We start from the raw sequence: 20,806 nt of genomic DNA, 5'->3' as shown, positions 1-20,806 counted from the left end.
CCATGCTGCAGCAGGAATCCCGAGTCAAGGTCGCCGACAACACCGGCGCCAAGGAGCTGCTCACGATCCGCGTGCTCGGCGGCTCCGGCCGTCGCTACGCCGGCCTCGGTGACGTCATCGTCGCCACGGTCAAGGACGCGATCCCCGGCGGCAACGTGAAGAAGGGCGACGTCGTGAAGGCGGTCATCGTCCGCACCCGCAAGGAGACCCGTCGTCCGGACGGCTCCTACATCAAGTTCGACGAGAACGCCGCCGTGATCCTGAAGGGCGACGGGGACCCCCGTGGCACCCGCATCTTCGGACCGGTCGGCCGTGAGCTTCGCGACAAGAAGTTCATGAAGATCATCTCGCTGGCCCCGGAGGTCATCTAACTCATGGCGAAGATCAAGAAGGGCGACCTGGTCCAGGTGATCAGCGGCGCCACTCAGGCTCGCGGTGGAGACCGCGGCAAGCAGGGCAAGGTCATCGAGGTCCTCACCGAGCGCAACCGCGTCGTGGTCGAGGGCGTCAACTACGTCACCAAGCACGTGAAGGTCGGTCAGACCCAGCGCGGCACCAAGACCGGTGGCATCGAGACCCACGAGGCCCCCATCCACATCTCGAACGTCGCCCTCGTCGACCCGAAGACCAAGAAGCCGACCCGCGTCGGCCACAAGGTCGAGACGGTCGAGAAGGACGGCGTGAAGAAGCAGGTTCGCGTTCGTTACGCGAAGAAGTCCGGAGAGAACCTCTGATGAGTGAGACTGCTGTGGCTGGCAAAATCCAGCCCCGCCTGAAGTCCAAGTACCGCGCCGAGATCGTCAAGCAGCTCACCGAGCAGTTCGGCTACACGAACCCGCACCAGGTCCCCGGCCTGGTCAAGGTCGTCGTGAACACCGGTGTCGGCGAGGCCGCCCGTGACTCGAAGGTCATCGAGGGCGCCGTGGCGGACCTGACCGCGATCACCGGCCAGAAGCCGGTCGTGACGAAGGCCCGCAAGTCGATCGCCCAGTTCAAGCTGCGCGAGGGCATGCCGATCGGCGCCCACGTGACGCTGCGCGGCGATCGCGCCTGGGAGTTCACGGACCGCCTGATCTCGCTCGCCCTGCCCCGCATCCGCGACTTCCGCGGCCTCAGCGACAAGCAGTTCGACGGCAACGGCAACTACACGTTCGGCATCTCGGAGCAGAGCATCTTCCACGAGATCGACCAGGACCGCATCGATCGCGTCCGCGGTTTCGACATCACCGTCGTCACCACGGCCAAGAACGACGACGAGGGCCGCGCGCTGCTCCGCGCGCTCGGCTTCCCGTTCGTGAAGGCCGACGCCTGATCCTCTTGTAGGATCAGAGGTCGACAACCCGGCCGGCTCCGGCCGGCCGGGTTTCCCTAGAGAAGGTCGGCAGCGGTGAACCGCTCGCCGAAACCGACTACAGAAAGCAGATAAACCATGACGATGACCGATCCGGTCGCTGACATGCTGACCCGGCTGCGCAACGCGAACTCGGCTTTCCACGACAGCGTCTCGCTGCCGTCGTCGAAGCTCAAGGCGCGCATCGCCGACATCCTCAAGCGCGAGGGATACATCGCCGACTGGAAGGTCGAGGCGGCTCGCGTGGGCGAGACCCTCACCATCGACCTGAAGTACGGGCCGAACCGCGAGCGGTCGATCGCCGGCATCAAGCGCGTCTCGAAGCCCGGCCTCCGCGTCTACGCTCGCTCGACCGAGATCCCCCACGTGCTGGGCGGCCTCGGCGTGGCGATCCTGTCCACCTCCTCCGGTCTGCTGACCGACCGCGAGGCGACTTCGAAGGGCGTGGGTGGGGAAGTCCTCGCCTACGTGTGGTGATCTGACATGTCGCGAATCGGACGACTCCCCATCGACATCCCCTCGGGTGTGACGATCTCGATCGACGGCCATGCCGTCGCGGTGAAGGGCCCCAAGGGCGAGCTGTCGCTCGTCGTGGCGAGTCCCATCGAGGTCAAGCTCGAGGACAACCAGGTGCTGGTCTCGCGCCCCGACGACGAGCGCGCCTCGCGCTCGCTGCACGGCCTGACCCGCACCCTCATCGCCAACCAGATCGTCGGCGTGACCGAGGGCTACTCCAAGGGCCTCGAGGTCGTCGGCACTGGTTACCGCGTCACCGCCAAGGGCAGCTCGGTCGAGTTCGCCCTCGGCTACTCGCACTCCATCACGGTGGACCCGCCCGCGGGCATCTCCTTCGAGGTCGAGGGCAACAACAAGCTGACCGTCCGCGGCATCGACAAGCAGGCCGTGGGCGAGGTCGCCGCGAACATCCGCAAGCTGCGCAAGCCGGAGCCCTACAAGGGCAAGGGCGTTCGCTACGCGGGCGAGGTCGTTCGCCGCAAGGCCGGAAAGAGCGGTAAGTAATCATGGCTATCACTTCCAAGAGCGCCCAGCGCAACCGCCGCCACGCGCGTCTGCGCAAGCGCATCGTCGGCTCGGCCGAGCGTCCGCGCCTCGTCGTGACCCGCTCGGCGCGTCACGTCTTCGTGCAGGTCGTCGACGACACGGTCGGCAAGACCGTCGCCAGCGCCTCGACCCTCGAGGCCGACCTCCGCGCCTTCGAGGGCGACAAGACCGCCAAGGCCCGCAAGGTCGGCGAGCTCGTCGCCGAGCGCGCCAAGCAGGCCGGCATCGACACCGTGGTCTTCGACCGCGGTGGTAACAAGTACGCCGGTCGTGTCGCCGCGATCGCCGAGGGAGCTCGAGAGGGCGGGTTGAACCTGTGACCGACGCAACGAACCAGAACGAGACCGCCGAGGCTGCCGAGGTGGCCGAGCCCGTCAAGGCGAGCCAGGCCGAGCAGACGAACGTCGCCACGGTCAACGAGGCTCCGGTCGAGACCGCTGCCGGCACCCAGGCTCCTGCCGACGACCGCGGCGGACGTCGCGGCGGCGGCGGCCGTGGTGGCCGCAATGACCGCAACGACCGCAACTCGCGGGGAGGTCGCGACAGCGACAGCCAGTTCCTCGAGCGTGTCGTGACCATCAACCGCGTGTCGAAGGTCGTCAAGGGCGGTCGTCGCTTCAGCTTCACCGCGCTCGTCGTCGTCGGCGACGGCAACGGCCTGGTGGGCGTCGGCTACGGCAAGGCCCGCGAGGTCCCGCTGGCGATCAGCAAGGGCGTCGAGGAGGCGAAGAAGAACTTCTTCCGCGTCCCCCGCGTCGCCGCGACGATCCCGCACCCCGTCCAGGGTGAGGCCGCCGCCGGCGTCGTGCTCCTGCGTCCGGCTGCCGCCGGTACCGGTGTCATCGCCGGTGGCCCGGTGCGCGCCGTGCTCGAGTGCGCCGGCATCCACGACGTGCTGTCGAAGTCGCTCGGCTCGTCGAACACGATCAACATCGTCCACGCGACGGTGGAGGCGCTCAAGCAGCTCGAAGAGCCGCGCGCCGTCGCCGCCCGTCGTGGCCTGGAGTTCGAGGCTGTCGCTCCGGAGCGCCTGGTGCGCGCCGAGGCCGACGCTCGTGCTGCAGCTACCGCTAAGGCAGGTGCCTGATGGCCGCGCGTCTCAAGGTGACCCAGATCAAGTCCGTGATCAGTGAGAAGCAGAACCAGCGCGACACGCTGCGCAGCCTCGGTCTCAAGCGCATCGGCGACACCGTCGTGCGCGAGGACACGCAGGCCAACCGCGGCTACGTGCGCACTGTCGCTCACCTGGTGAAGGTCGAGGAGATTGACTGATGGCTGACGAGAAGGCCACGAAGGACGAGGCCGAGAAGGCCCCCGTCAAGAAGGCTGCGGCCAAGCCCGCCGCCGAGAAGAAGGCTCCGGCCGCCAAGGCCGCCGCCGACAAGCCGGCTGCCGAGAAGAAGGCGCCCGCCGCCAAGAAGCCGGCTGCCGCCAAGGCCGACGCCCCCGCTGCCGCGGAGAAGTCGACCACGGCTGCGAAGCCGGCTGCCAAGAAGGCCCCCGCGGCGAAGAAGGAGGAGGTCGCCCCGCGTCCTCAGGTGCTCAAGGCGCACCACCTCCGTCCCGCCGCCGGGTCGAAGAAGGACCGCACCCGCGTCGGACGCGGTGAGGGCTCGAAGGGCAAGACCGCCGGTCGCGGTACCAAGGGAACCAAGGCACGCTACCAGGTGCGTCCGGGCCTCGAGGGCGGCAACCTGAACTCGGTCATGCGCGCTCCGAAGCTCCGCGGCTTCAAGAACCCGTTCCGGGTGGAGTACCAGGTCGTCAACCTCGACAAGCTCGCCGAGCTGTACCCGAAGGGTGGCGACGTCACCATCGGCGACCTCGTCGCCAAGGGCGCGGTTCGCAAGAACGAGAAGGTCAAGGTTCTGGGCGACGGCGAGATTGCGGTTAAGCTGAACGTCGCGGTCGACAAGGTCTCGAGCTCTGCGGAGCAGAAGATCGTCGCCGCCGGCGGCTCGATCAAGTAGTCGACGCCGAGGCGGTCCGACAGCCCACCAGCTGTCGGACCGCCTCAGCCGGGTCTCCGGCACCCCACCATTCCGGAAGGATCTCCCCAGTGTTCAGTGCCGTCGCGCGGATCTTCCGGACGCCTGACCTGCGACGCAAGATCGCATTCACGATCGGCATCGTCGCGCTGTTCCGCATCGGCTCGTTCATCCCGGCCCCGTTCGTCGACTTCGACAACGTGACCGCGTGTGTGAACGGTCAGGCCGGCGCATCGGGTCTCTACACCCTCGTCAACCTCTTCAGCGGCGGAGCGCTGCTGAAGCTCTCGATCTTCGCGCTCGGCATCATGCCGTACATCACCGCGTCGATCATCGTGCAGCTGCTGCGCGTGGTCATCCCCCGCTTCGACACCCTCTACAAGGAGGGCCAGGCGGGCCAGGCCAAGCTGACGCAGTACACGCGCTACCTCACGATCGCGCTCGGCATCCTGCAGTCGACGACGCTGATCACGGTGGCCCGCTCCGGTGCCCTGTTCTCGGGCTCGGGCAACACGAGCGCCGAGTGCTCGTCGATCATCACGGCCGACGGATCGACCTGGTACGGCATCCTGCTCATGGTCATCACCATGACCGCCGGCACCGGCCTGATCATGTGGATGGGCGAGCTCATCACCGAGCGCGGCATCGGCAACGGCATGTCGCTGCTGATCTTCACCTCGATCGCCGCCCAGTTCCCGAGCGCGCTCATCTCGATCTTCCAGGAGCGCGGCATCGAGACGCTGATCCTGGTCATCCTGATCGGCATCCTCATCGTCGCGGCGGTCATCTTCGTCGAGCAGTCGCAACGACGGATCCCCGTGCAATACGCGAAGCGGATGGTGGGGCGCCGAACCTACGGCGGCAACAACACCTACATCCCCATCAAGGTCAACATGGCCGGCGTCGTGCCCGTCATCTTCGCCTCGTCGCTGCTGTACCTGCCTGCGCTCATCGCGCAGTTCAACGCGCCGCCGGCCGGCAAGGCCGCGCAGCCGTGGGTGCAGTGGATCACCGACTACCTGACGCGCGGTGACCACCCGCTGTACATGGCGCTGTACTTCCTGCTCATCGTCGGGTTCACCTACTTCTACGTCGCGATCACCTTCAACCCCGAAGAGGTCGCCGACAACATGAAGAAGTACGGCGGCTTCATCCCCGGCATCCGCGCCGGTCGTCCGACCGCCGAGTACCTCGACTACGTGCTCACCCGCGTCACCCTGCCGGGCTCGCTCTACCTCGGTCTCATCGCGCTCATCCCGCTGATCGCCCTGGTCGCCATCAACGCGAACCAGAACTTCCCCTTCGGCGGCACGAGCATCCTGATCATGGTCGGCGTTGGCCTCGAGACGGTGAAGCAGATCGACTCGCAGCTGCAGCAGCGTCACTACGAGGGGCTCCTGCGATGACCCGTCTCCTGATCGTCGGCCCTCCCGGGGTCGGCAAGGGAACCCAGGCGGAGCGCATCGTCACCGCCTATGGGATCCCCACCATCTCGACCGGTGACATCTTCCGCGCCAACATCAAGAACGAGACCGAGCTCGGCCTCCGGGTGAAGGCGATCGTCGATGCCGGCGACTACGTGCCCGACGAGCTCACCAACGAGCTGGTGACGGACCGTCTCTCGGAGGCCGACGCCGGGCAGGGCTTCCTGCTCGACGGCTACCCCCGGACGACGCAGCAGGTCGCCTACCTCGATGAGCTGCTCTCGTCGCACGGTCACGAGCTGGATGCGGTCGTGCGCCTGGTCGCCGATCGCGACGAGATCGTCACCCGGCTGCGCAAGCGCGCGGTCGAGCAGGGCCGACTCGACGATTCGGAAGAGGCGATCGCGCATCGTCAGGACGTCTACGCCCGCGAGACCGAGCCGCTGATCGCGGCCTACCGCGACCGCGGTCTGCTGGTCGAGGTCGACGGACTCGGCACGGTCGACGAGGTGACGCAGCGCGTCTTCACGGCGCTCGCGTCGCGCGGCATCGACCGCGTCAGCGCCTGAGCAGAACGTTCCTCGAACGGCCTCGACCCTCCCGCAGCAGCGGGGGAGTCGGGGCCGTTCAGCGTCTCCCGGCGTTGCGAGCGGCGGGAGTGTAGCACCGGCTTGGCGAAAAGCCGTGTCATGGCGTAGGCTCTCCCCTTGGTGCTTTGTGCCTGCGTCTTCGCATGCCGCCGCACCGACAATCCCACCCGCATGACCTGCGGTCGAACGACGTAACGAAGAGGGTATGGCCAAGAAAGACGGAGTCATCGAGATCGAAGGATCCGTGCTCGAAGCGCTGCCCAACGCGATGTTCCGCGTTGAGCTCAGCAACGGACACAAGGTTCTCGCCCACATCTCGGGCAAGATGCGCCAGCACTACATCCGCATCCTCCCCGAGGACCGCGTGATCGTGGAGCTGAGCCCCTACGACCTGACCCGCGGCCGGATCGTCTACCGCTACAAGTAAGGCCCGCTGGTCAGGTAACGGCCGTCCGCATCCGGACGTGCACGAAGACAGCGAGAGAAGAAGAACATGAAGGTCAACCCGAGCGTCAAGCCGATCTGCGACCACTGCAAGGTGATCCGTCGCAACGGCCGCGTCATGGTGATCTGCAAGTCGAACCCGCGCCACAAGCAGCGCCAGGGCTGACGCCCCGGCCGCTTGCGGCCGGCGTCACTTGCACGACCCGCAACTGAACACACCAGATCGCGCCACCAGAATCCGCCTCGCCACGCGAGGGGGAGGACACCTTGGGTTGGAGGCCCAGGCACCGGCGGCGCACCACACCTCCACGACAACCAGGAGAAGCCGACATGGCACGTCTCGCCGGCGTCGACATCCCGCGCGATAAGCGCGTGGAGGTCGCACTCACTTACATCTACGGGGTCGGACGCACTCGCGCGCTCGAGACCCTCAAGGAGACCGGGATCTCCGGTGACATCCGCGTCAAGGACCTGACCGACGACCAGCTCGTCGCCCTCCGCGACTACATCGAGGGCACGTTCAAGGTGGAGGGTGACCTGCGCCGCGAGGTGCAGGCCGACATCCGCCGCAAGGTCGAGATCGGCTCGTACGAGGGTCTCCGTCACCGCCGCGGCCTGCCGGTCCGCGGTCAGCGCACCAAGACCAACGCCCGCACGCGCAAGGGCCCGAAGCGCACCGTCGCCGGCAAGAAGAAGGCAGGCAAGAAGTAATGGCCGCTCCCAAGTCCGCCGCGCGCAAGCCGCGCCGCAAGGAGAAGAAGAACATCGCCGTGGGCCAGGCCCACATCAAGTCGACGTTCAACAACACCATCGTGTCGATCACCGACCCGTCGGGCGCCGTCGTCAGCTGGGCCTCGTCGGGCAACGTCGGCTTCAAGGGCTCGCGCAAGTCGACCCCTTACGCCGCGCAGATGGCCGCCGAGTCGGCCGCCCGCCAGGCGCAGGAGCACGGCATGAAGAAGGTCGACGTCTTCGTGAAGGGCCCGGGCTCGGGTCGCGAGACGGCGATCCGCTCGCTCCAGGCCGCCGGCCTCGAGGTGGGCAGCATCAACGACGTGACGCCGCAGGCGCACAACGGATGCCGCCCCCCGAAGCGCCGCCGCGTGTGATGTGGGCGCTCCTCGCCGTGTGCGGCTGAGGAGCGCCGTCGGGGCCGACCGCGCGTCGGCCGGCCCCGGCTCCCGCAGCGCGTCTGCGGTCTCGTGACTTTCAACAACTCAACAAACGGCGGCCTAGCCATCCGCTGAACCTCCGTGAGCGTCATATGGCGGACGCTCTCGCCGAAAGGACACCACGTGCTCATTGCACAGCGCCCCACCCTCTCCGAGGAGACGATCTCCGAGTTCCGCTCGCGGTTCGTGATCGAGCCTCTCGAGCCCGGCTTCGGCTACACCCTCGGCAACTCCCTGCGTCGCACGCTGCTCTCGTCGATCCCGGGCGCCGCGGTCACCAGCATCCGCATCGACGGCATCCAGCACGAGTTCGACACGGTCCCCGGTGTGAAGGAGGACGTCGTCGAGATCGTCCTCAACATCAAGGGCCTCGTCGTCTCGAGCGAGCACGACGAGCCGATCACCGCCTACCTGCGCAAGCAGGGTGCGGGCCAGGTCACCGCCGCCGACATCTCGGCGCCGGCGGGTGTGGAGATCCACAACCCCGAGCTCGTCATCGCGACGCTCAACGACAAGGCGAAGTTCGAGCTCGAGCTCACCATCGAGCGCGGCCGCGGCTACGTCTCGGCGACCCAGAACCGTAGCGAGTTCAGCGAGGCCGGCCAGATCCCGGTCGACTCGATCTACTCGCCCGTGCTCAAGGTCACCTACCGCGTCGAGGCCACCCGTGCCGGCGAGCGCACCGACTTCGACCGCCTCGTGGTCGACGTCGAGTCGAAGCCCGCGATCACCCCGCGTGACGCGATCGCCTCGGCCGGCCGCACCCTGGTCGAGCTGTTCGGTCTCGCCCGCGAGCTGAACACGCAGGCCGAGGGCATCGAGATCGGGCCCGCCCCGGTCGACGCCGTCCTCAGCTCCGAGCTGTCGATGCCCATCGAGGACCTCGACCTCTCGGTGCGCAGCTACAACTGCCTCAAGCGCGAGGGCATCAACACGGTCAGCGAGCTCGTCGCCCTCTCGGAGACGCAGCTCATGAACATCCGCAACTTCGGTCAGAAGTCGGTCGACGAGGTCAAGGACAAGCTCGTCGAGCTCGGTCTGTCGCTCAAGGACAGCGTTCCCGGTTTCGACGGCGCCCACTTCTACGGCGGCTACGACGACGACAACACCAACGTCTGACTCAGACGCTGATCGACTTCGCAACACTGGAGAAATAGACAATGCCTAAGCCCACCAAGGGACCCCGCCTCGGAGGCGGACCGGCTCACGAGCGCCTGCTGCTCGCGAACCTCGCCGCTGCGCTGTTCACGCACGAGCGCATCCAGACGACCGAGACGAAGGCCAAGCGCCTGCGTCCGATCGCCGAGCGCCTCATCACCTTCGCCAAGCGCGGAGACCTGCACGCCCGCCGCCGCGTTCTCGGAACGATCGGCGACAAGGGCGTCGTGCACAAGCTCTTCACGGAGATCGCGCCGCAGGTGGCCGACCGCGAGGGCGGCTACACCCGCATCATCAAGACCGGCTTCCGCAAGGGCGACAACGCCCCCATGGCCGTGATCGAGCTCGTGCTCGAGCCGGTCTCGAAGAAGCCCGCCTCGTCGAAGAAGTCGGCCGCCCGCGCCGAGACCAAGGTCGCCCCGGTCGAGGAGACCAAGGCCGAGGAGCCCACGGTCGAGGAGACCGAGGTCGTCGAGGACGCCGACGTCGCCGAGGCTGACGCCGAGGTCGCTGAGGTCGAGGCCGTCGAGGCTGAGGAGGCCGCTGAGGCCCCCGCCGAGGACGACAAGAAGTAATCCCGCCGCGCGTTCCTCGCGCAGCAGCACGAAGGCCCCGTCGGTTCGCCGGCGGGGCCTTCGTCGTTCCCGGCGGAGTCGATGCCACCGGCGTCGTCGACGACCGCTGCTGCATCGTGGGTGCAGCTCGGCGGGTTCCGCGCAGCCGCTGTGCCGGTTACCGTGAGCGGCATGGCCAGTGAGGCGACGACGCTCGAGGTTCCCGGTCCGCACGGCGTGCGCGAGATGCGCGTCTCGAGCCCGAGCCGGGTGGTGTGGCCCGAAGCGGGTGTCACGAAGCTCGAGCTCGCCGAGTACCTCGTCGCGGTCGCGCCCGCGTTCCTGGCGCAGAACGGTGATCGGCCCATCTCGCTGCAGCGGTTCGGCGGCGACGTGACGGGGGAGTGGTTCTTCTCGAAGAACCCGCCGAAGGGCGCGCCCGACTGGATCCACACCGTCGAGGTGACCTACCCGAGCGGACGCACGCATCCGCAGCTCGTCGCCGACGAGGCCGCCGCGCTGGTCTGGATGGCGCAGATGAACACGGTCGTCTTCCACCCCTGGCCGTCGACGGCGAGCGACACCGACCATCCCGACGAGCTGCGCATCGACCTCGACCCGCAGCCGGGCACCGACTTCGCCGACACCGTCGCGGTGGCGCACGGGATGCGCGACGTGCTGGCCGAGGCGGGTCTGACCGCCATGGTGAAGACCTCCGGCAGTCGCGGGCTGCACCTGGCCGCCGCGATCCGACCCGAGCACGACTTCATCGAGGTGCGGCACGGTGTGATCGCCGCCGCCCGCGAGCTCGAGCGGCGCCGCCCCGACGCGGTCACCACGTCGTGGTGGAAGGAGGAGCGCGGCGAGCGCATCTTCCTCGACTACAACCAGGCGGCGCGTGACCGCACGACGGCCGGCGCCTACAGCCCGCGCGCGCTGCCGGGCGCGACGGTGTCGACCCCGGTGACCTGGGACGAGCTCGACACGATCGACCCGGGTGCGTTCACCATCCGCACCGTGCAGCAGCGTCTCGCCGACGTGGGCGACCCGTGGGCAGGACTGCACGACGAGCCGGGCTCGATGGCGACGCTGCTCGCGTGGTGGGAGCGCGATCTCGCCGACGGGCTCGGTGACCTGGTGTACCCGCCCGACTACCCGAAGATGCCCGGCGAGCCGCCGCGCGTCGCGCCGAGTCGCGCGCGCAAGGAGGACTGAGCGGGCGGGTGCGCTTCCGCCCTCTCCGCGGGCTCGGGCATGGTCTCGGCCTCGAACGCGTCAGTCGAGCAGCGCCCCGAGGTCGTAGTCGGCCGGCACCTCGAGCTGGGCGAAGGTGCACGAGGTCGGATCACGGTCGGGCCGCCAGCGCTCGAACTGCGCGGTGTGCCGGAACCGGGATCCCTCCATCTGGTCGTAGCGCACCTCGAGTACGCGCTCCGGACGCAGTCTCACGAAGCTCGTGTCGCGCTTGCCCGTGAATCGGCTCTTCTCGTCCTCGCCGCGCACGGGCTCGCTGTCGGCATCCCGCTCGACGAGCGGCGCGAGCTCGTCGACCAGCTCGCGACGCCGGACCGCGGTGAACGCCGAGGCGCCGCCGACGCGGTGCAGCTCGCCGTCGCCGCCGTAGAGGGCGAGCAGCAGCGAGCCGACGCCCTCGCCCGAGGCATGCATCCGGTAGCCGGTGAGCACGACGTCGGCGGTGCGGGCGTGCTTGATCTTCAGCAGCACCCGCTTGCCCGGCGCGTACGGCGCGGCGAGCGGCTTCGCGACGACGCCGTCGAGCCCGGCACCCTCGAACTCGTCGAGCCAGCGTCGCGCCTGCGCGGCATCGCGGCCGAGCACCGAGAGATGCAGCGGCGCCGCCACCGGCGCCGACCCGAGGAGTCTCTCCAGCGCGGCTCGCCGTTCGGCGAAGGGGCGGGCGTGCAGCTCGGCGTCGTCGGGAGAGCGCAGCAGGTCGAAGATCACGAGCGACGCCGGGGTCTCGGCGGCGAGCTTCGCGACGCGGCTCGCGGCCGGATGGATGCGCTGCGACAGCGCCTCCCAGTCGAGGCGCTCGCCGGCGGCCGGGCTGGCGCCGGCGGCCGCGTCATCGACCCGCGCCGAGCGCAGCACGATCTCGCCGTCGACGACCGTGCCGATCGGCAGCTGGGCGCCGACCGCATCCACCAGCTCAGGGAAGTAGCGCGTCAGCGGCTTCGACCCGCGGCTGCCGATCTCGACACCGTCGATGCCGACCGCGACGACGGCGCGGAAGCCGTCCCACTTCGGCTCGTAGGCATAGCCGCCCTCGATCGCGTCGGCGTCGGGTACCGCGGTCACGGCTTTCGCGAGCATCGGCCCGCCGGCGAGGTCGCCGCCGAGCAGATCGAGAGCGGAGGGCGTGGCGCCTGCGGCCGCCCCGCCCGCGGCATGGGACGTCGGCGGAGGTGCGGCGTCGGCGCTCATGGCGTCATCGTGCCAGGGCGGCGGGCGCGCATCCACCCCTCCGGAGGATGCGCGCCCGCCGCGGTCTCGGTGCGGAGCTCAGTGGTCGGTCGCCTTCTCGGCGCCGTGCCCGGTCATGGACCGCACCTCCATCTCGGCCGCCACCCGCTCGTCCTCCTTCGACGGCCCGCTCAGCGTGCCGACGATACCGAGCAGGAACCCGATCGGGATCGACACGATGCCCGGGTTCGACAGCGGGAACCAGTGGAAGTCGACCCCGGGGATCATCGGCGTCGGTCCGCCCGAGACGGCGGGCGAGAAAACGATCAGGATGAGCGCCGAGGCGAGCCCGCCGACCATGCTCCAGACGGCGCCGCGGGTCGTGAAGCGCTTCCAGAACAGCGAGAACAGGATCGTCGGCAGGTTCGCGCTGGCGGCCACCGCGAAGGCGAGGGCGACGAGGAACGCCACGTTCTGCCCCTGCGCGGCGATGCCGCCGATGATGGCGAGGATGCCGATGCCGACCACGGTCCAGCGAGCTACCTTGACCTCGCGGCCCGGCTCCGGCTTGCCCTTCTTGATGACGCTCGCATAGATGTCGTGCGCCAGCGAGGTCGCCGCCGTGATCGTGAGCCCGGCGACGACCGCGAGGATCGTCGCGAAGGCGACAGCCGAGATGATGCCGAGCAGGACGGGCCCGCCGAGCTGGAGCGCCAGCAGTGGCGCCGCCGAGTTGACCCCGCCCGGCGCCGCCAGGATCGCATCCGGCCCGACCAGCGCCGCCGCGCCGTAGCCGAGCACGAGCGTGAACAGGTAGAAGGCGCCGATGATCCAGATCGCCCAGACGACGCTGCGGCGGGCCTCCTTCGCGGTGGGCACCGTGTAGAAGCGCATGAGCACGTGGGGGAGTCCGGCGGTGCCGAGCACGAGGGCGAGCGCGAGCGACACGAAGTCGAGCGGGTTCGCGCCGTACTGCAGGCCGGGCGCGAGCAGGGCGGCGCCGTCGAGCCCCGCATCCGCCGCCTTCTGCGAGGCGCCGAAGGTGTCGACGGCCTTCTGCAGCAGCGCCGAGAAGTCGAAGCCGTTGACCGCGAGCACCCAGATCGTCATGATCGCGGCGCCGCCGACGAGCAGACAGGCCTTGACGATCTGCACCCAGGTCGTGCCCTTCATCCCGCCGATGAGCACGTAGAGGATCATCAGCACGCCCACGACGGCGATGACGATGCCGATCGCGACCGGGCCGTTGAGGCCCAGCAGCAGAGCGACGAGCCCGCCCGCGCCGGCCATCTGCGCCAGCAGGTAGAAGAAGCAGACCACGAGCGTGGTGACCGCGGCGGCGGTGCGCACCGGCCCCTGCTTGAGGCGGAACGACAGCACGTCGGCCATCGTGAACTTGCCCGTGTTGCGCATGAGCTCGGCCACGAGCAGCAGCGCGACGAGCCACGCGACGAGGAAGCCGATCGAGTAGAGGAAGCCGTCGTAGCCGTTGACCGCGATCGCCCCGCAGATGCCGAGGAACGACGCCGCCGAGAGGTAGTCGCCCGAGATCGCGATGCCGTTCTGCGGTCCCGTGAACGAGCGGCCGGCAGCGTAGTAGTCGGCCGCGGAGCGGTTGTTGCGGCTCGCCCGGAACACGATCACGAGCGTCACCAGCACGAACGCCAGGAAGATCGCGATGTTGAGCACGGGGTTGTTCTCGGCGGTCACTTCTCCGCCTCCTCGAGCTCGTGGCGGATCGCGGTCGCCTCGGGATCCATCCGCCGGTTCGCGAAGCGCACGTAGGCCATCGTGATGACGAAGGTGGTCACGAACTGGCCGAGTCCGAGCAGCAGGCCCAGGTTGACGTTGCCGATCACCGGCGTGGCCATGAAGTCGTGCGCGTAGGCGGCCAGCAGCACGTAGACGAAGTACCAGACGAGGAACAGCACGGCGAGCGGGAAGACGAATCCTCGGTGCCGTCGACGCAGGCGCTGGAAGGGCTCGGAGGCGGCGACCGCCTCGTAGTCGGGTCCGCGGGCGGCGGAGCGGTCGGTCGCGGGATCGGACACGGTGACCTCCTCGTCACCGGGGGCGCGCCTCGTTGCGCGTCCCCCGAATGGGGGTCATCCTAGGTGGACTGTGCTGCGGGTGTCGAGCAGGGGCGTCATCACGATCGAGCGGTGCCGACGATTGGTGCCGACGAGCGGTGCCGACGAGCAGCGCGGCGAGCGGGACCGTCGAACGGCGGCGAGTGGATGCCGGCGCGGCACCGCTGATCAGACCGGCCGCGGCGCCGACTCGTAGTCGCGATCGCCCCGCAACGGCGGTAGCTGCGCCAGGCGCTGCAGTGCCTCTTCGAGGGTCCGTGTGAACAGCCGCGCCCCTGCGCCGCCGAAGTGCACCTGGTCGCGGTTCAGCTGATCGAGGTGAGGCTGCACGGCGTCGTGCCAGTTCGACAGCTCCACGTTGCGGTACTGCTGCGCGTAGGCGGTGAGGATGGCGTTGTTCGGGTCGATCCACGAGCGCGGCGCCTGCGCCGTGACGAGCACGAGCTCGCGCTGCGGGCCGATGATCGAGCGCACCTCGTCGAGCGAGGCGCGGCTGAGAGCGCCGTTCGTGCCGAGCGCGACGACGACGATCGGGCGCAGGCGCCCCTGATCCTTGAGCGACTGCACGAGCTGCGGGGCCGTCGACATCTGCCGCGATACCGCCGCATCGATGTCGACGCCGGGCAGCCCGGTCTGCAGCTCGGTCGCCGCGGCCAGCGTGACCGAGTCGCCGATCACGCTGATGCGATCGCCTTGCGGGGGAGCGGCGGACGCCGACGGGGATGCCGACGGCGACGGCTTCGCCGAGATCGCGGCCTGCCCGGCCTCGACCTGGCTCTGGGTGCTGCCGACGCCGGGATCGCGCGTCACCGCCCATCCGGTCGCCGCGACCGCGCCGAGCGCCACCACGGCCACGACCGTCGCCGCGGTGGCGGAGCTCGCGCCCCAGCGCCACCAGCCGAGCGCGAGGCGCGTCGTGCGGCGGAAGCCGTCGGTGCGGATGGGCTGCTCGAGCGCGCTGTACGAGACGCCCGCCGCGGTGAGGGCGATCGCCAGGGCCGCCGCCGAGAGCGCCCAGCCGCTCCAGCCGTCGCGCGGCCAGGCCGGGGCGGCCGCATCCAGCAGCAGGTAGACGGGCCAGTGCCACAGGTAGATGCCGTAGCTGCGCGCGCCGACCCAGCGCAGCGGCGCCAGATCGAGAGCGCGCCCGAGCAGCGAGCCGGGCGCGACGGCCGCCGCGATCGCCACCACGGTCAGCGCGGCCGCGAGCAGCAGCCCGCCCCGGAAGACGAACGGATCGTGCTCGGGCAGCAGGACCGCGAGGGCGATCAGTCCGCCGATCGCGAGCAGACCGAGGATGCCGAGCGTCGCCCGCCGTCCGCGCGACCAGAGCGCTCGCTCGCTCGCCCAGCCCTGAGCGGCGAAGGCGAGGAAGGCGCCGAGCGCGAGGCCGAAGCTGTGCGTGTCGGTGCCGTAGTAGGCGCGGGTGCCGTCGATCGGATCGGCGATCAGCCACATCGCGGCGGCGCTCGCCGCGGCGAGCACGAGCGCGATCCACATCCGCACCCGGCGCGGCATCAGCACGAGCAGCAGCACCGCGAGGGGCCATACGAGATAGAACTGCTCCTCGACCGCGAGCGACCAGAGGTTGCGGAACAGCTCCGGGGTCGAGGCGTCGAAGTAGCTCGAGCCCTGGGCGATGAAGATCCAGTTGCTCGAGAAGGTCGCCGCTCCGAGCAGCTGCGACCCCAGGTGCAGCAGCGTGTCGCCGCCGACGAAGGCGGCCGCCGCGCCGCAGACGAGCAGCAGCAGGGCGAGCGCGGGCAGCAGGCGTCGCGCGCGGCGCAGCCAGAACGCACCGAGGCGGATGCGGCCCGTGCGGGCGTGCTCGCGCAGCAGCAGGGTCGTGATGAGGAAGCCGCTGATCACGAAGAAGACGTCGACCCCGAGGAAGCCGCCGGGCAGCACCGGGGTCGGGGCGAGGTGGAAGACCACCACGACGGCGACGGCGATCGCGCGCAGGCCGTCGAGTCCGGCCAGCCGGCCGCGCAGGCCGGAGGCGGCTTCGGCCGAAGGCGCATCCACCCCGTCGGCCGGGCGTGCGGATGGCGTCGGAGTCATGGGCGGCACCCACTTTAGACTCGATGAGTGAGCGAAGCCGAGTCCGCGCTGGATGCGCCGACGACCCCCGTGTCGTCCGATCCGGCGACGCTCCACCGGCTTCGGCTCGACGTCTCCTACGACGGCGCCGGCTTCTCGGGCTGGGGTCGCCAGCCCGGGCTCCGCACGGTGCAGGGCGAGCTCGAAGCCGCGCTCGCCACCGTGTTCCGGCGCAGCGCGGCGCCCCCGCTGCTGACCGTCGCGGGGCGCACCGACGCCGGCGTGCACGCCCTCGGCCAGGTCGCGCACGTCGACCTCGACGACGCGCAGCTCGCGACGCTCGACGCCCCGCACCGCGGCGGCGACCGATCGAAGGCGCCGCAGGGTCCGGCGGCGCTCGCCCGCCGGCTCAACGGCATCGCCGGGCTCGACTCGGATGTCTGGGTGTCGTCGGTCACGATGGCGCCGGCCGGCTTCGACGCCCGCTTCTCGGCGATCTGGCGCCGCTACGAGTACCGGGTCGCCGACCCGCGCGCGCTGCGCGACCCGCGCCGCCGGGGGGCGACGCTGTGGCACCCGGCCGAGCTCGACGAGCTCGCGATGGACGCCGCGGCGGCAGCCCTGACCGGACTGCACGACTGGGCCGCCTACTGCAAGCCGCGCGAGGGGTCGACGACGATCCGCACCCTCCAGTCGTTCAGCTGGCACCGCGACGCCGACGGCGTGCTCGTGGCCCGGCTGCAGGCCGACGCCTTCTGCCACAGCATGGTGCGCGCGCTCGTGGGCGCGTCGATCGCCGTCGGCGCCGGCAGGCTCGCGCCCGAGCGGATGGCGGGCATCCGCGACGAGGCCCGGCGCGGCTCCGAGTTCATCGTCGCCCCCGCGAAGGGACTCACCCTGATGGAGGTCGGCTACCCGGCCGACGCCGAGCTCGCCGAGCGGGCCGCGCAGACCCGCAACCGCCGCGGGGCGCACGAGGTGGATGCCGCGACCCGCCCGGTTTGACCGCATCCTCGCTCGTCGCGTAGTCTTGCCAGGTTGTCTGCTCGCAGCTCGTCTGCGTGCGGCGATACCGAGCCCTCCACCGTCGGGTTCAGCGCCATCGGCGCGGAACGCACACCGGAGCGGGATTCACGACCACCTCGAGAGAAAGCAGTCCTATCGTGACGCGCACTTTCAGCCCCAAGCCCGCTGACATCCAGCGTGACTGGGTCATCATCGACGCCGCCGACGTCGTGCTCGGCCGCCTGGCCAGCCACGCCGCCGCCCTGCTGCGCGGCAAGCACAAGCCGACCTTCGCCCCCCACGTGGATGGCGGTGACTTCGTCATCATCATCAACGCGGAGAAGGTCGCGCTGACCGGCGCCAAGCTTCAGAAGAAGCTCGCCTACCGCCACTCGGGCTACCCGGGCGGCCTCACCGCCACCGCCTACTCGGAGCTGCTCGAGAAGCACCCGACGCGTGCGGTCGAGAAGGCCATCCGCGGCATGCTGCCGAAGACCTCGCTGGGCCGCGCCCAGATCAAGAAGCTGAAGGTCTACGCCGGTGCCGAGCACCCGCACGCCGCTCAGCAGCCCAAGCCCTACACCCTGACCCAGGTCGCCCAGTAAGCGCCGAAACCGAGGATCACCGAATCATGGCGAAGATCGAAGACACCATCACCGGCGAGGCGCTGCAGAACTACTCGACCGAGACGCCTGCCGGCGCCGTCGAGACCAGCACCCCGCGGGCTCCCCTCACTGTCTCGGGCGCGGCCGTCGGCCGTCGCAAGGAGGCCATCGCCCAGGTCCGCCTGGTGCCGGGCTCCGGCAGCTATGCGGTCAACGGCCGCACGCTCGAGGAGTACTTCCCGAACAAGCTGCACCAGCAGCTGATCAACGACCCCTTCAAGGTGCTCGACCTGATCGGCGGCTACGACGTGACCGCGAAGATCACCGGCGGCGGCCCCTCGGGCCAGGCCGGCGCTCTGCGCCTCGCGATCGCGCGCGCTCTCAACGAGATCGACCGCGAGAACAACCGCGCCACCCTGAAGAAGGCCGGCTTCCTGACCCGCGACGCGCGCGTCATCGAGCGCAAGAAGGCCGGTCTCAAGAAGGCCCGCAAGGCCTCGCAGTTCTCGAAGCGCTGATCCGCGCCTCCGGGCCGGCATCCATGCCTCGACTCTTCGGAACGGACGGGGTCCGCGGACTCGCCAATGGCGAGATCATCACCGCGGACCTCGCCCTCGGCCTGGCTCAGGCCGCCGCGGTCGTGCTCACGCAGGGGCGGCACGCCGACGAGAACCGCACACGCGGTCGTCGTCCCCGTGCCGTCCTCGCGCGTGACCCCCGCGTCTCGGGCGAGTTCATCGCCGCCGCCGTCGCGGCCGGCCTCGCCAGCTCCGGCATCGACGTGCTCGACGCCGGCGTGATCCCGACCCCCGCCGCTGCCTTCCTGGTCGGCGACATCGACGCCGACTTCGGCGTGATGGTGTCGGCATCGCACAATCCCATGCCCGACAACGGCATCAAGTTCTTCTCCTTCGGCGGAGCCAAGCTCCCCGACGTCGTCGAAGACCGCATCGAGGCGGCCCTCGACAAGCAGCACCTCCTGCCGACCGGCGCGGGCGTCGGCCGCATCCGCCGCTTCGCCGATGCCGAGGACCGCTACATCGTGCACCTCGTGGGCACGCTCAAGAACCGGCTCGACGGCATCCACGTCGTCATCGACGCCGCGCACGGCGCTGCCGCCGGCGTCTCGCCCGAGGCCTTCTCCCTCGCCGGCGCCACGGTCACGCTGATCGGCGCCGAGCCCGACGGCATCAACATCAATGACGGCGTCGGATCGACGCACCTCGAGAAGCTGCAGGCGAAGGTGCTCGAGGTCGGCGCCGACCTCGGCGTGGCCCACGACGGGGATGCGGACCGCTGCCTCGCCGTCGACGCCGACGGCAACGTCATCGACGGCGACCAGATCATGGCCATCCTCGCGGTGTCGCGCCAGGAGCGCGGGCTGCTCGTCGACGACACGCTCGTCGCGACGGTCATGTCGAACCTCGGGCTGCGCGTCGCGATGGCCGAGCACGGCATCCGCCTCATCGAGACCGCGGTCGGCGACCGCTACGTGCTCGAGGGGCTCGCCGAGCACGGTGCGAACCTCGGCGGCGAGCAGAGCGGGCACATCATCTTCACCGACCACGCCACCACCGGCGACGGCGTGCTCACCGGACTGCACCTCGCGGCCGAGATCGCGCGCACCGGCCGCACCCTCGCCGACCTCGCTTCGGTCATGACGGTGTACCCGCAGGTGCTCATCAACGTCTCCGGCGTGGACCGCGAGCGACTCGCCTCCGACGCGACCGTCGCGGCCGAGGTCGCCGCAGCGACGGAGGCCCTCGGCGACACCGGGCGCGTGCTGCTGCGCCCCAGCGGCACCGAGCCGCTCGTGCGCGTCATGGTCGAGGCATCGACCGAGTCGGTCGCTCGTTCGACGGCCGAGCACCTCGCCGACGTGGTCCGCGCCGCCCTCGCCCTCTGAGCTCCGGTTCCGTCCCGCCGCTCCCGGCGGTGCGTCAGATCTTGCGCAGCAGGACGGACGAGACCTTGTGGTCGGACTGCTTGCGCAGCACGAGCGAGGCGCGGGCGCGGGTCGGCAGCACGTTCTGCACGAGGTTCGGCTCGTTGATCTCCTGCCAGATCGAACGGGCGCGCGCGACCGCCTCGTCTTCGCTCAGCGACGCGTAGCGGTGGAAGTACGACGAGGGATCGGCGAACGCCCCGCGCTGCAGACGCAGGAAGCGCTGCACGTACCACTCCTCGATGTCGGCGGTGCGCGCATCCACGTAGATCGTGAAGTCGAACAGGTCGCTGACCGCGAGGCGTCCGCCGGCGGTCGGCGGCTGCAGCACGTTGAGCCCCTCGACGATGAGCACGTCGGGCCGGTGGGTGACGTTCTCGACCCCGGGCAGGATGTCGTAGGTCAGGTGCGAGTAGACGGGCGCCGCGACCTCGGCGGCCCCGCTCTTCACCTGGCTGACGAAGCGCAGCAGGGCCCTCCGGTCGTAACTCTCGGGGAACCCCTTGCGGGTCATGAGGCCGCGCCGCTCGAGCTCGGCATTGGGATGCAGGAAGCCGTCGGTCGTGACGAGCTCGACGCGCGGGGTGTCATCCCAGCGGCCGAGCAGTTCGCGCAGCAGGCGCGCGATGGTCGACTTGCCGACGGCGACCGAGCCGGCGACGCCGATCACGAAGGGCGTCGGCGCCTCGTCGTCGGCGCGCAGGAACCCGCGAGTGGCCGCGTGCAGTGACTTCGCGCCGGCGGCGTAGAGGCTGAGCAGCCGGCTCAGCGGCACGTAGACCTCGGCGACCTCGGTGAGGTCGAGCGCGTCGCCGAGTCCGCGGATCGCGGCGACCTCGGCTTCGGTCAGAGGCTGGGGGACCTCGGAGGCGAGATCCGCCCACTCGGCACGAGGGATCTCGACGAAGGGCGTCGTCCCGCCCGCACCGCTGTCAGACATCGTGCCTCAGCGTA

Annotated in this window: 27 protein-coding genes; 22 read left to right on the top strand and 5 right to left on the bottom strand. The window is 69.9% G+C overall.

The window, feature by feature from the left end:
- Nucleotides 1-2: 2 nt before the first annotated feature.
- The 18 genes from rplN to ligD all read left to right on the top strand — a co-directional run bounded on the left by rplN (nt 3) and on the right by ligD (nt 10,958).
- On the top strand, nt 3-371 hold the full coding sequence (rplN, locus tag BJ979_RS16500) for a 50S ribosomal protein L14 (protein WP_179569592.1): 369 nt from the start codon (nt 3-5) through the stop codon (nt 369-371).
- A gap of 3 nt (nt 372-374) precedes the next feature.
- Entirely contained in the window at nt 375-734 is a 360-nt protein-coding gene (rplX, locus tag BJ979_RS16495) for a 50S ribosomal protein L24 (RefSeq protein ID WP_141164381.1), read from the top strand.
- The gene (gene rplE / locus BJ979_RS16490; protein ID WP_179569590.1) at nt 734-1,312 is read left to right on the top strand and encodes a 50S ribosomal protein L5; all 579 of its coding nucleotides are present in this window, start codon (nt 734-736) and stop codon (nt 1,310-1,312) included. The genes rplX and rplE overlap by 1 nt, the downstream gene beginning before the upstream one ends.
- 117 nt (nt 1,313-1,429) lie before the next feature.
- Nucleotides 1,430-1,828 carry a 30S ribosomal protein S8 gene (rpsH, locus tag BJ979_RS16485; protein ID WP_141164379.1) on the top strand — a complete coding sequence of 133 codons (399 nt, stop codon included), beginning with the start codon at nt 1,430-1,432 and terminating at the stop codon, nt 1,826-1,828.
- 6 nt (nt 1,829-1,834) lie between these two features.
- Nucleotides 1,835-2,371, top strand: coding sequence for a 50S ribosomal protein L6 (gene rplF, locus BJ979_RS16480; RefSeq protein WP_179569588.1), 537 nt, complete (start codon nt 1,835-1,837; stop codon nt 2,369-2,371).
- Nucleotides 2,372-2,373: 2 nt separating this feature from the next.
- Nucleotides 2,374-2,733, top strand: coding sequence for a 50S ribosomal protein L18 (gene rplR / locus BJ979_RS16475; protein ID WP_141164377.1), 360 nt, complete (start codon nt 2,374-2,376; stop codon nt 2,731-2,733).
- 41 nt (nt 2,734-2,774) lie between these two features.
- Nucleotides 2,775-3,500 (top strand): 30S ribosomal protein S5, encoded by a 726-nt coding sequence (rpsE, locus tag BJ979_RS16470; protein ID WP_179570494.1) that lies wholly within the window; start codon nt 2,775-2,777, stop codon nt 3,498-3,500.
- On the top strand, nt 3,500-3,685 hold the full coding sequence (gene rpmD, locus BJ979_RS16465) for a 50S ribosomal protein L30 (RefSeq protein WP_141145312.1): 186 nt from the start codon (nt 3,500-3,502) through the stop codon (nt 3,683-3,685). The genes rpsE and rpmD overlap by 1 nt, the downstream gene beginning before the upstream one ends.
- Nucleotides 3,685-4,383 (top strand): 50S ribosomal protein L15, encoded by a 699-nt coding sequence (gene rplO, locus BJ979_RS16460; RefSeq protein ID WP_179569586.1) that lies wholly within the window; start codon nt 3,685-3,687, stop codon nt 4,381-4,383. Before rpmD ends, rplO begins: the two co-directional genes overlap by 1 nt.
- Nucleotides 4,384-4,472: 89 nt before the next feature.
- Entirely contained in the window at nt 4,473-5,807 is a 1,335-nt protein-coding gene (secY, locus tag BJ979_RS16455; RefSeq protein ID WP_179569584.1) for a preprotein translocase subunit SecY, read from the top strand.
- Entirely contained in the window at nt 5,804-6,394 is a 591-nt protein-coding gene (locus BJ979_RS16450) for an adenylate kinase (RefSeq protein WP_179569582.1), read from the top strand. The genes secY and BJ979_RS16450 overlap by 4 nt, the downstream gene beginning before the upstream one ends.
- A gap of 226 nt (nt 6,395-6,620) precedes the next feature.
- Entirely contained in the window at nt 6,621-6,842 is a 222-nt protein-coding gene (gene infA, locus BJ979_RS16445; protein ID WP_100365313.1) for a translation initiation factor IF-1, read from the top strand.
- Between the two features lie 66 nt (nt 6,843-6,908).
- Complete coding sequence (rpmJ, locus tag BJ979_RS16440) at nt 6,909-7,025, top strand: 50S ribosomal protein L36 (protein WP_055821300.1); 117 nt, start codon at nt 6,909-6,911, stop codon at nt 7,023-7,025.
- 164 nt (nt 7,026-7,189) lie between these two features.
- Nucleotides 7,190-7,570, top strand: a complete 381-nt coding sequence (gene rpsM / locus BJ979_RS16435; protein ID WP_141164372.1) for a 30S ribosomal protein S13 — start codon at nt 7,190-7,192, stop codon at nt 7,568-7,570.
- On the top strand, nt 7,570-7,968 hold the full coding sequence (gene rpsK, locus BJ979_RS16430) for a 30S ribosomal protein S11 (protein ID WP_141164371.1): 399 nt from the start codon (nt 7,570-7,572) through the stop codon (nt 7,966-7,968). Before rpsM ends, rpsK begins: the two co-directional genes overlap by 1 nt.
- 186 nt (nt 7,969-8,154) lie before the next feature.
- Nucleotides 8,155-9,150: a DNA-directed RNA polymerase subunit alpha gene (locus tag BJ979_RS16425; RefSeq protein WP_179569580.1), complete on the top strand. Its 996-nt coding sequence runs from the start codon at nt 8,155-8,157 to the stop codon at nt 9,148-9,150.
- A 41-nt stretch (nt 9,151-9,191) separates the two neighbouring features.
- Nucleotides 9,192-9,764 (top strand): 50S ribosomal protein L17, encoded by a 573-nt coding sequence (gene rplQ, locus BJ979_RS16420; RefSeq protein WP_179569578.1) that lies wholly within the window; start codon nt 9,192-9,194, stop codon nt 9,762-9,764.
- A 171-nt stretch (nt 9,765-9,935) separates the two neighbouring features.
- On the top strand, nt 9,936-10,958 hold the full coding sequence (ligD, locus tag BJ979_RS16415) for a non-homologous end-joining DNA ligase (protein WP_179569576.1): 1,023 nt from the start codon (nt 9,936-9,938) through the stop codon (nt 10,956-10,958).
- A gap of 60 nt (nt 10,959-11,018) precedes the next feature.
- On the opposite strand, the gene BJ979_RS16410 is transcribed toward ligD, so the two are convergent.
- The 4 genes from BJ979_RS16410 to BJ979_RS16395 all read right to left on the bottom strand — a co-directional run bounded on the left by BJ979_RS16410 (nt 11,019) and on the right by BJ979_RS16395 (nt 16,318).
- Nucleotides 11,019-12,077: an ATP-dependent DNA ligase gene (locus tag BJ979_RS16410; RefSeq protein WP_179570492.1), complete on the bottom strand. Its 1,059-nt coding sequence runs from the start codon at nt 12,075-12,077 to the stop codon at nt 11,019-11,021.
- A 189-nt stretch (nt 12,078-12,266) separates the two neighbouring features.
- A complete protein-coding gene (locus BJ979_RS16405; RefSeq protein ID WP_179569574.1) occupies nt 12,267-13,877 on the bottom strand; it encodes a solute symporter family protein in 1,611 nt (536 codons plus the stop codon).
- A complete protein-coding gene (locus tag BJ979_RS16400; protein WP_179569572.1) occupies nt 13,874-14,218 on the bottom strand; it encodes a DUF485 domain-containing protein in 345 nt (114 codons plus the stop codon). The genes BJ979_RS16405 and BJ979_RS16400 overlap by 4 nt, the downstream gene beginning before the upstream one ends.
- 207 nt (nt 14,219-14,425) lie before the next feature.
- Complete coding sequence (locus BJ979_RS16395) at nt 14,426-16,318, bottom strand: acyltransferase family protein (RefSeq protein WP_179569570.1); 1,893 nt, start codon at nt 16,316-16,318, stop codon at nt 14,426-14,428.
- A 48-nt stretch (nt 16,319-16,366) separates the two neighbouring features.
- On the opposite strand from BJ979_RS16395, the gene BJ979_RS16390 reads away from it, so the two are divergent.
- The 4 genes from BJ979_RS16390 (at nt 16,367) to glmM (ending at nt 19,813) form a co-directional block, all read left to right on the top strand.
- The gene (locus BJ979_RS16390; RefSeq protein WP_218853922.1) at nt 16,367-17,302 is read left to right on the top strand and encodes a tRNA pseudouridine synthase A; all 936 of its coding nucleotides are present in this window, start codon (nt 16,367-16,369) and stop codon (nt 17,300-17,302) included.
- 158 nt (nt 17,303-17,460) lie between these two features.
- On the top strand, nt 17,461-17,907 hold the full coding sequence (gene rplM, locus BJ979_RS16385) for a 50S ribosomal protein L13 (RefSeq protein ID WP_141164364.1): 447 nt from the start codon (nt 17,461-17,463) through the stop codon (nt 17,905-17,907).
- A gap of 26 nt (nt 17,908-17,933) precedes the next feature.
- Nucleotides 17,934-18,425: a 30S ribosomal protein S9 gene (gene rpsI, locus BJ979_RS16380; RefSeq protein WP_179569568.1), complete on the top strand. Its 492-nt coding sequence runs from the start codon at nt 17,934-17,936 to the stop codon at nt 18,423-18,425.
- A gap of 23 nt (nt 18,426-18,448) precedes the next feature.
- Complete coding sequence (gene glmM, locus BJ979_RS16375) at nt 18,449-19,813, top strand: phosphoglucosamine mutase (RefSeq protein ID WP_179569566.1); 1,365 nt, start codon at nt 18,449-18,451, stop codon at nt 19,811-19,813.
- A 34-nt stretch (nt 19,814-19,847) separates the two neighbouring features.
- On the opposite strand, the gene coaA is transcribed toward glmM, so the two are convergent.
- Nucleotides 19,848-20,792, bottom strand: a complete 945-nt coding sequence (gene coaA / locus BJ979_RS16370) for a type I pantothenate kinase (protein WP_179569564.1) — start codon at nt 20,790-20,792, stop codon at nt 19,848-19,850.
- Nucleotides 20,793-20,806 lie beyond the last annotated feature (14 nt).

It is taken from the genome of Schumannella luteola, assembly GCF_013408685.1.
In the GTDB taxonomy this organism is placed as follows: Bacteria; Actinomycetota; Actinomycetes; order Actinomycetales; family Microbacteriaceae; genus Schumannella; species Schumannella luteola.
This window is presented reverse-complemented; position numbering and strand designations above follow the sequence as displayed.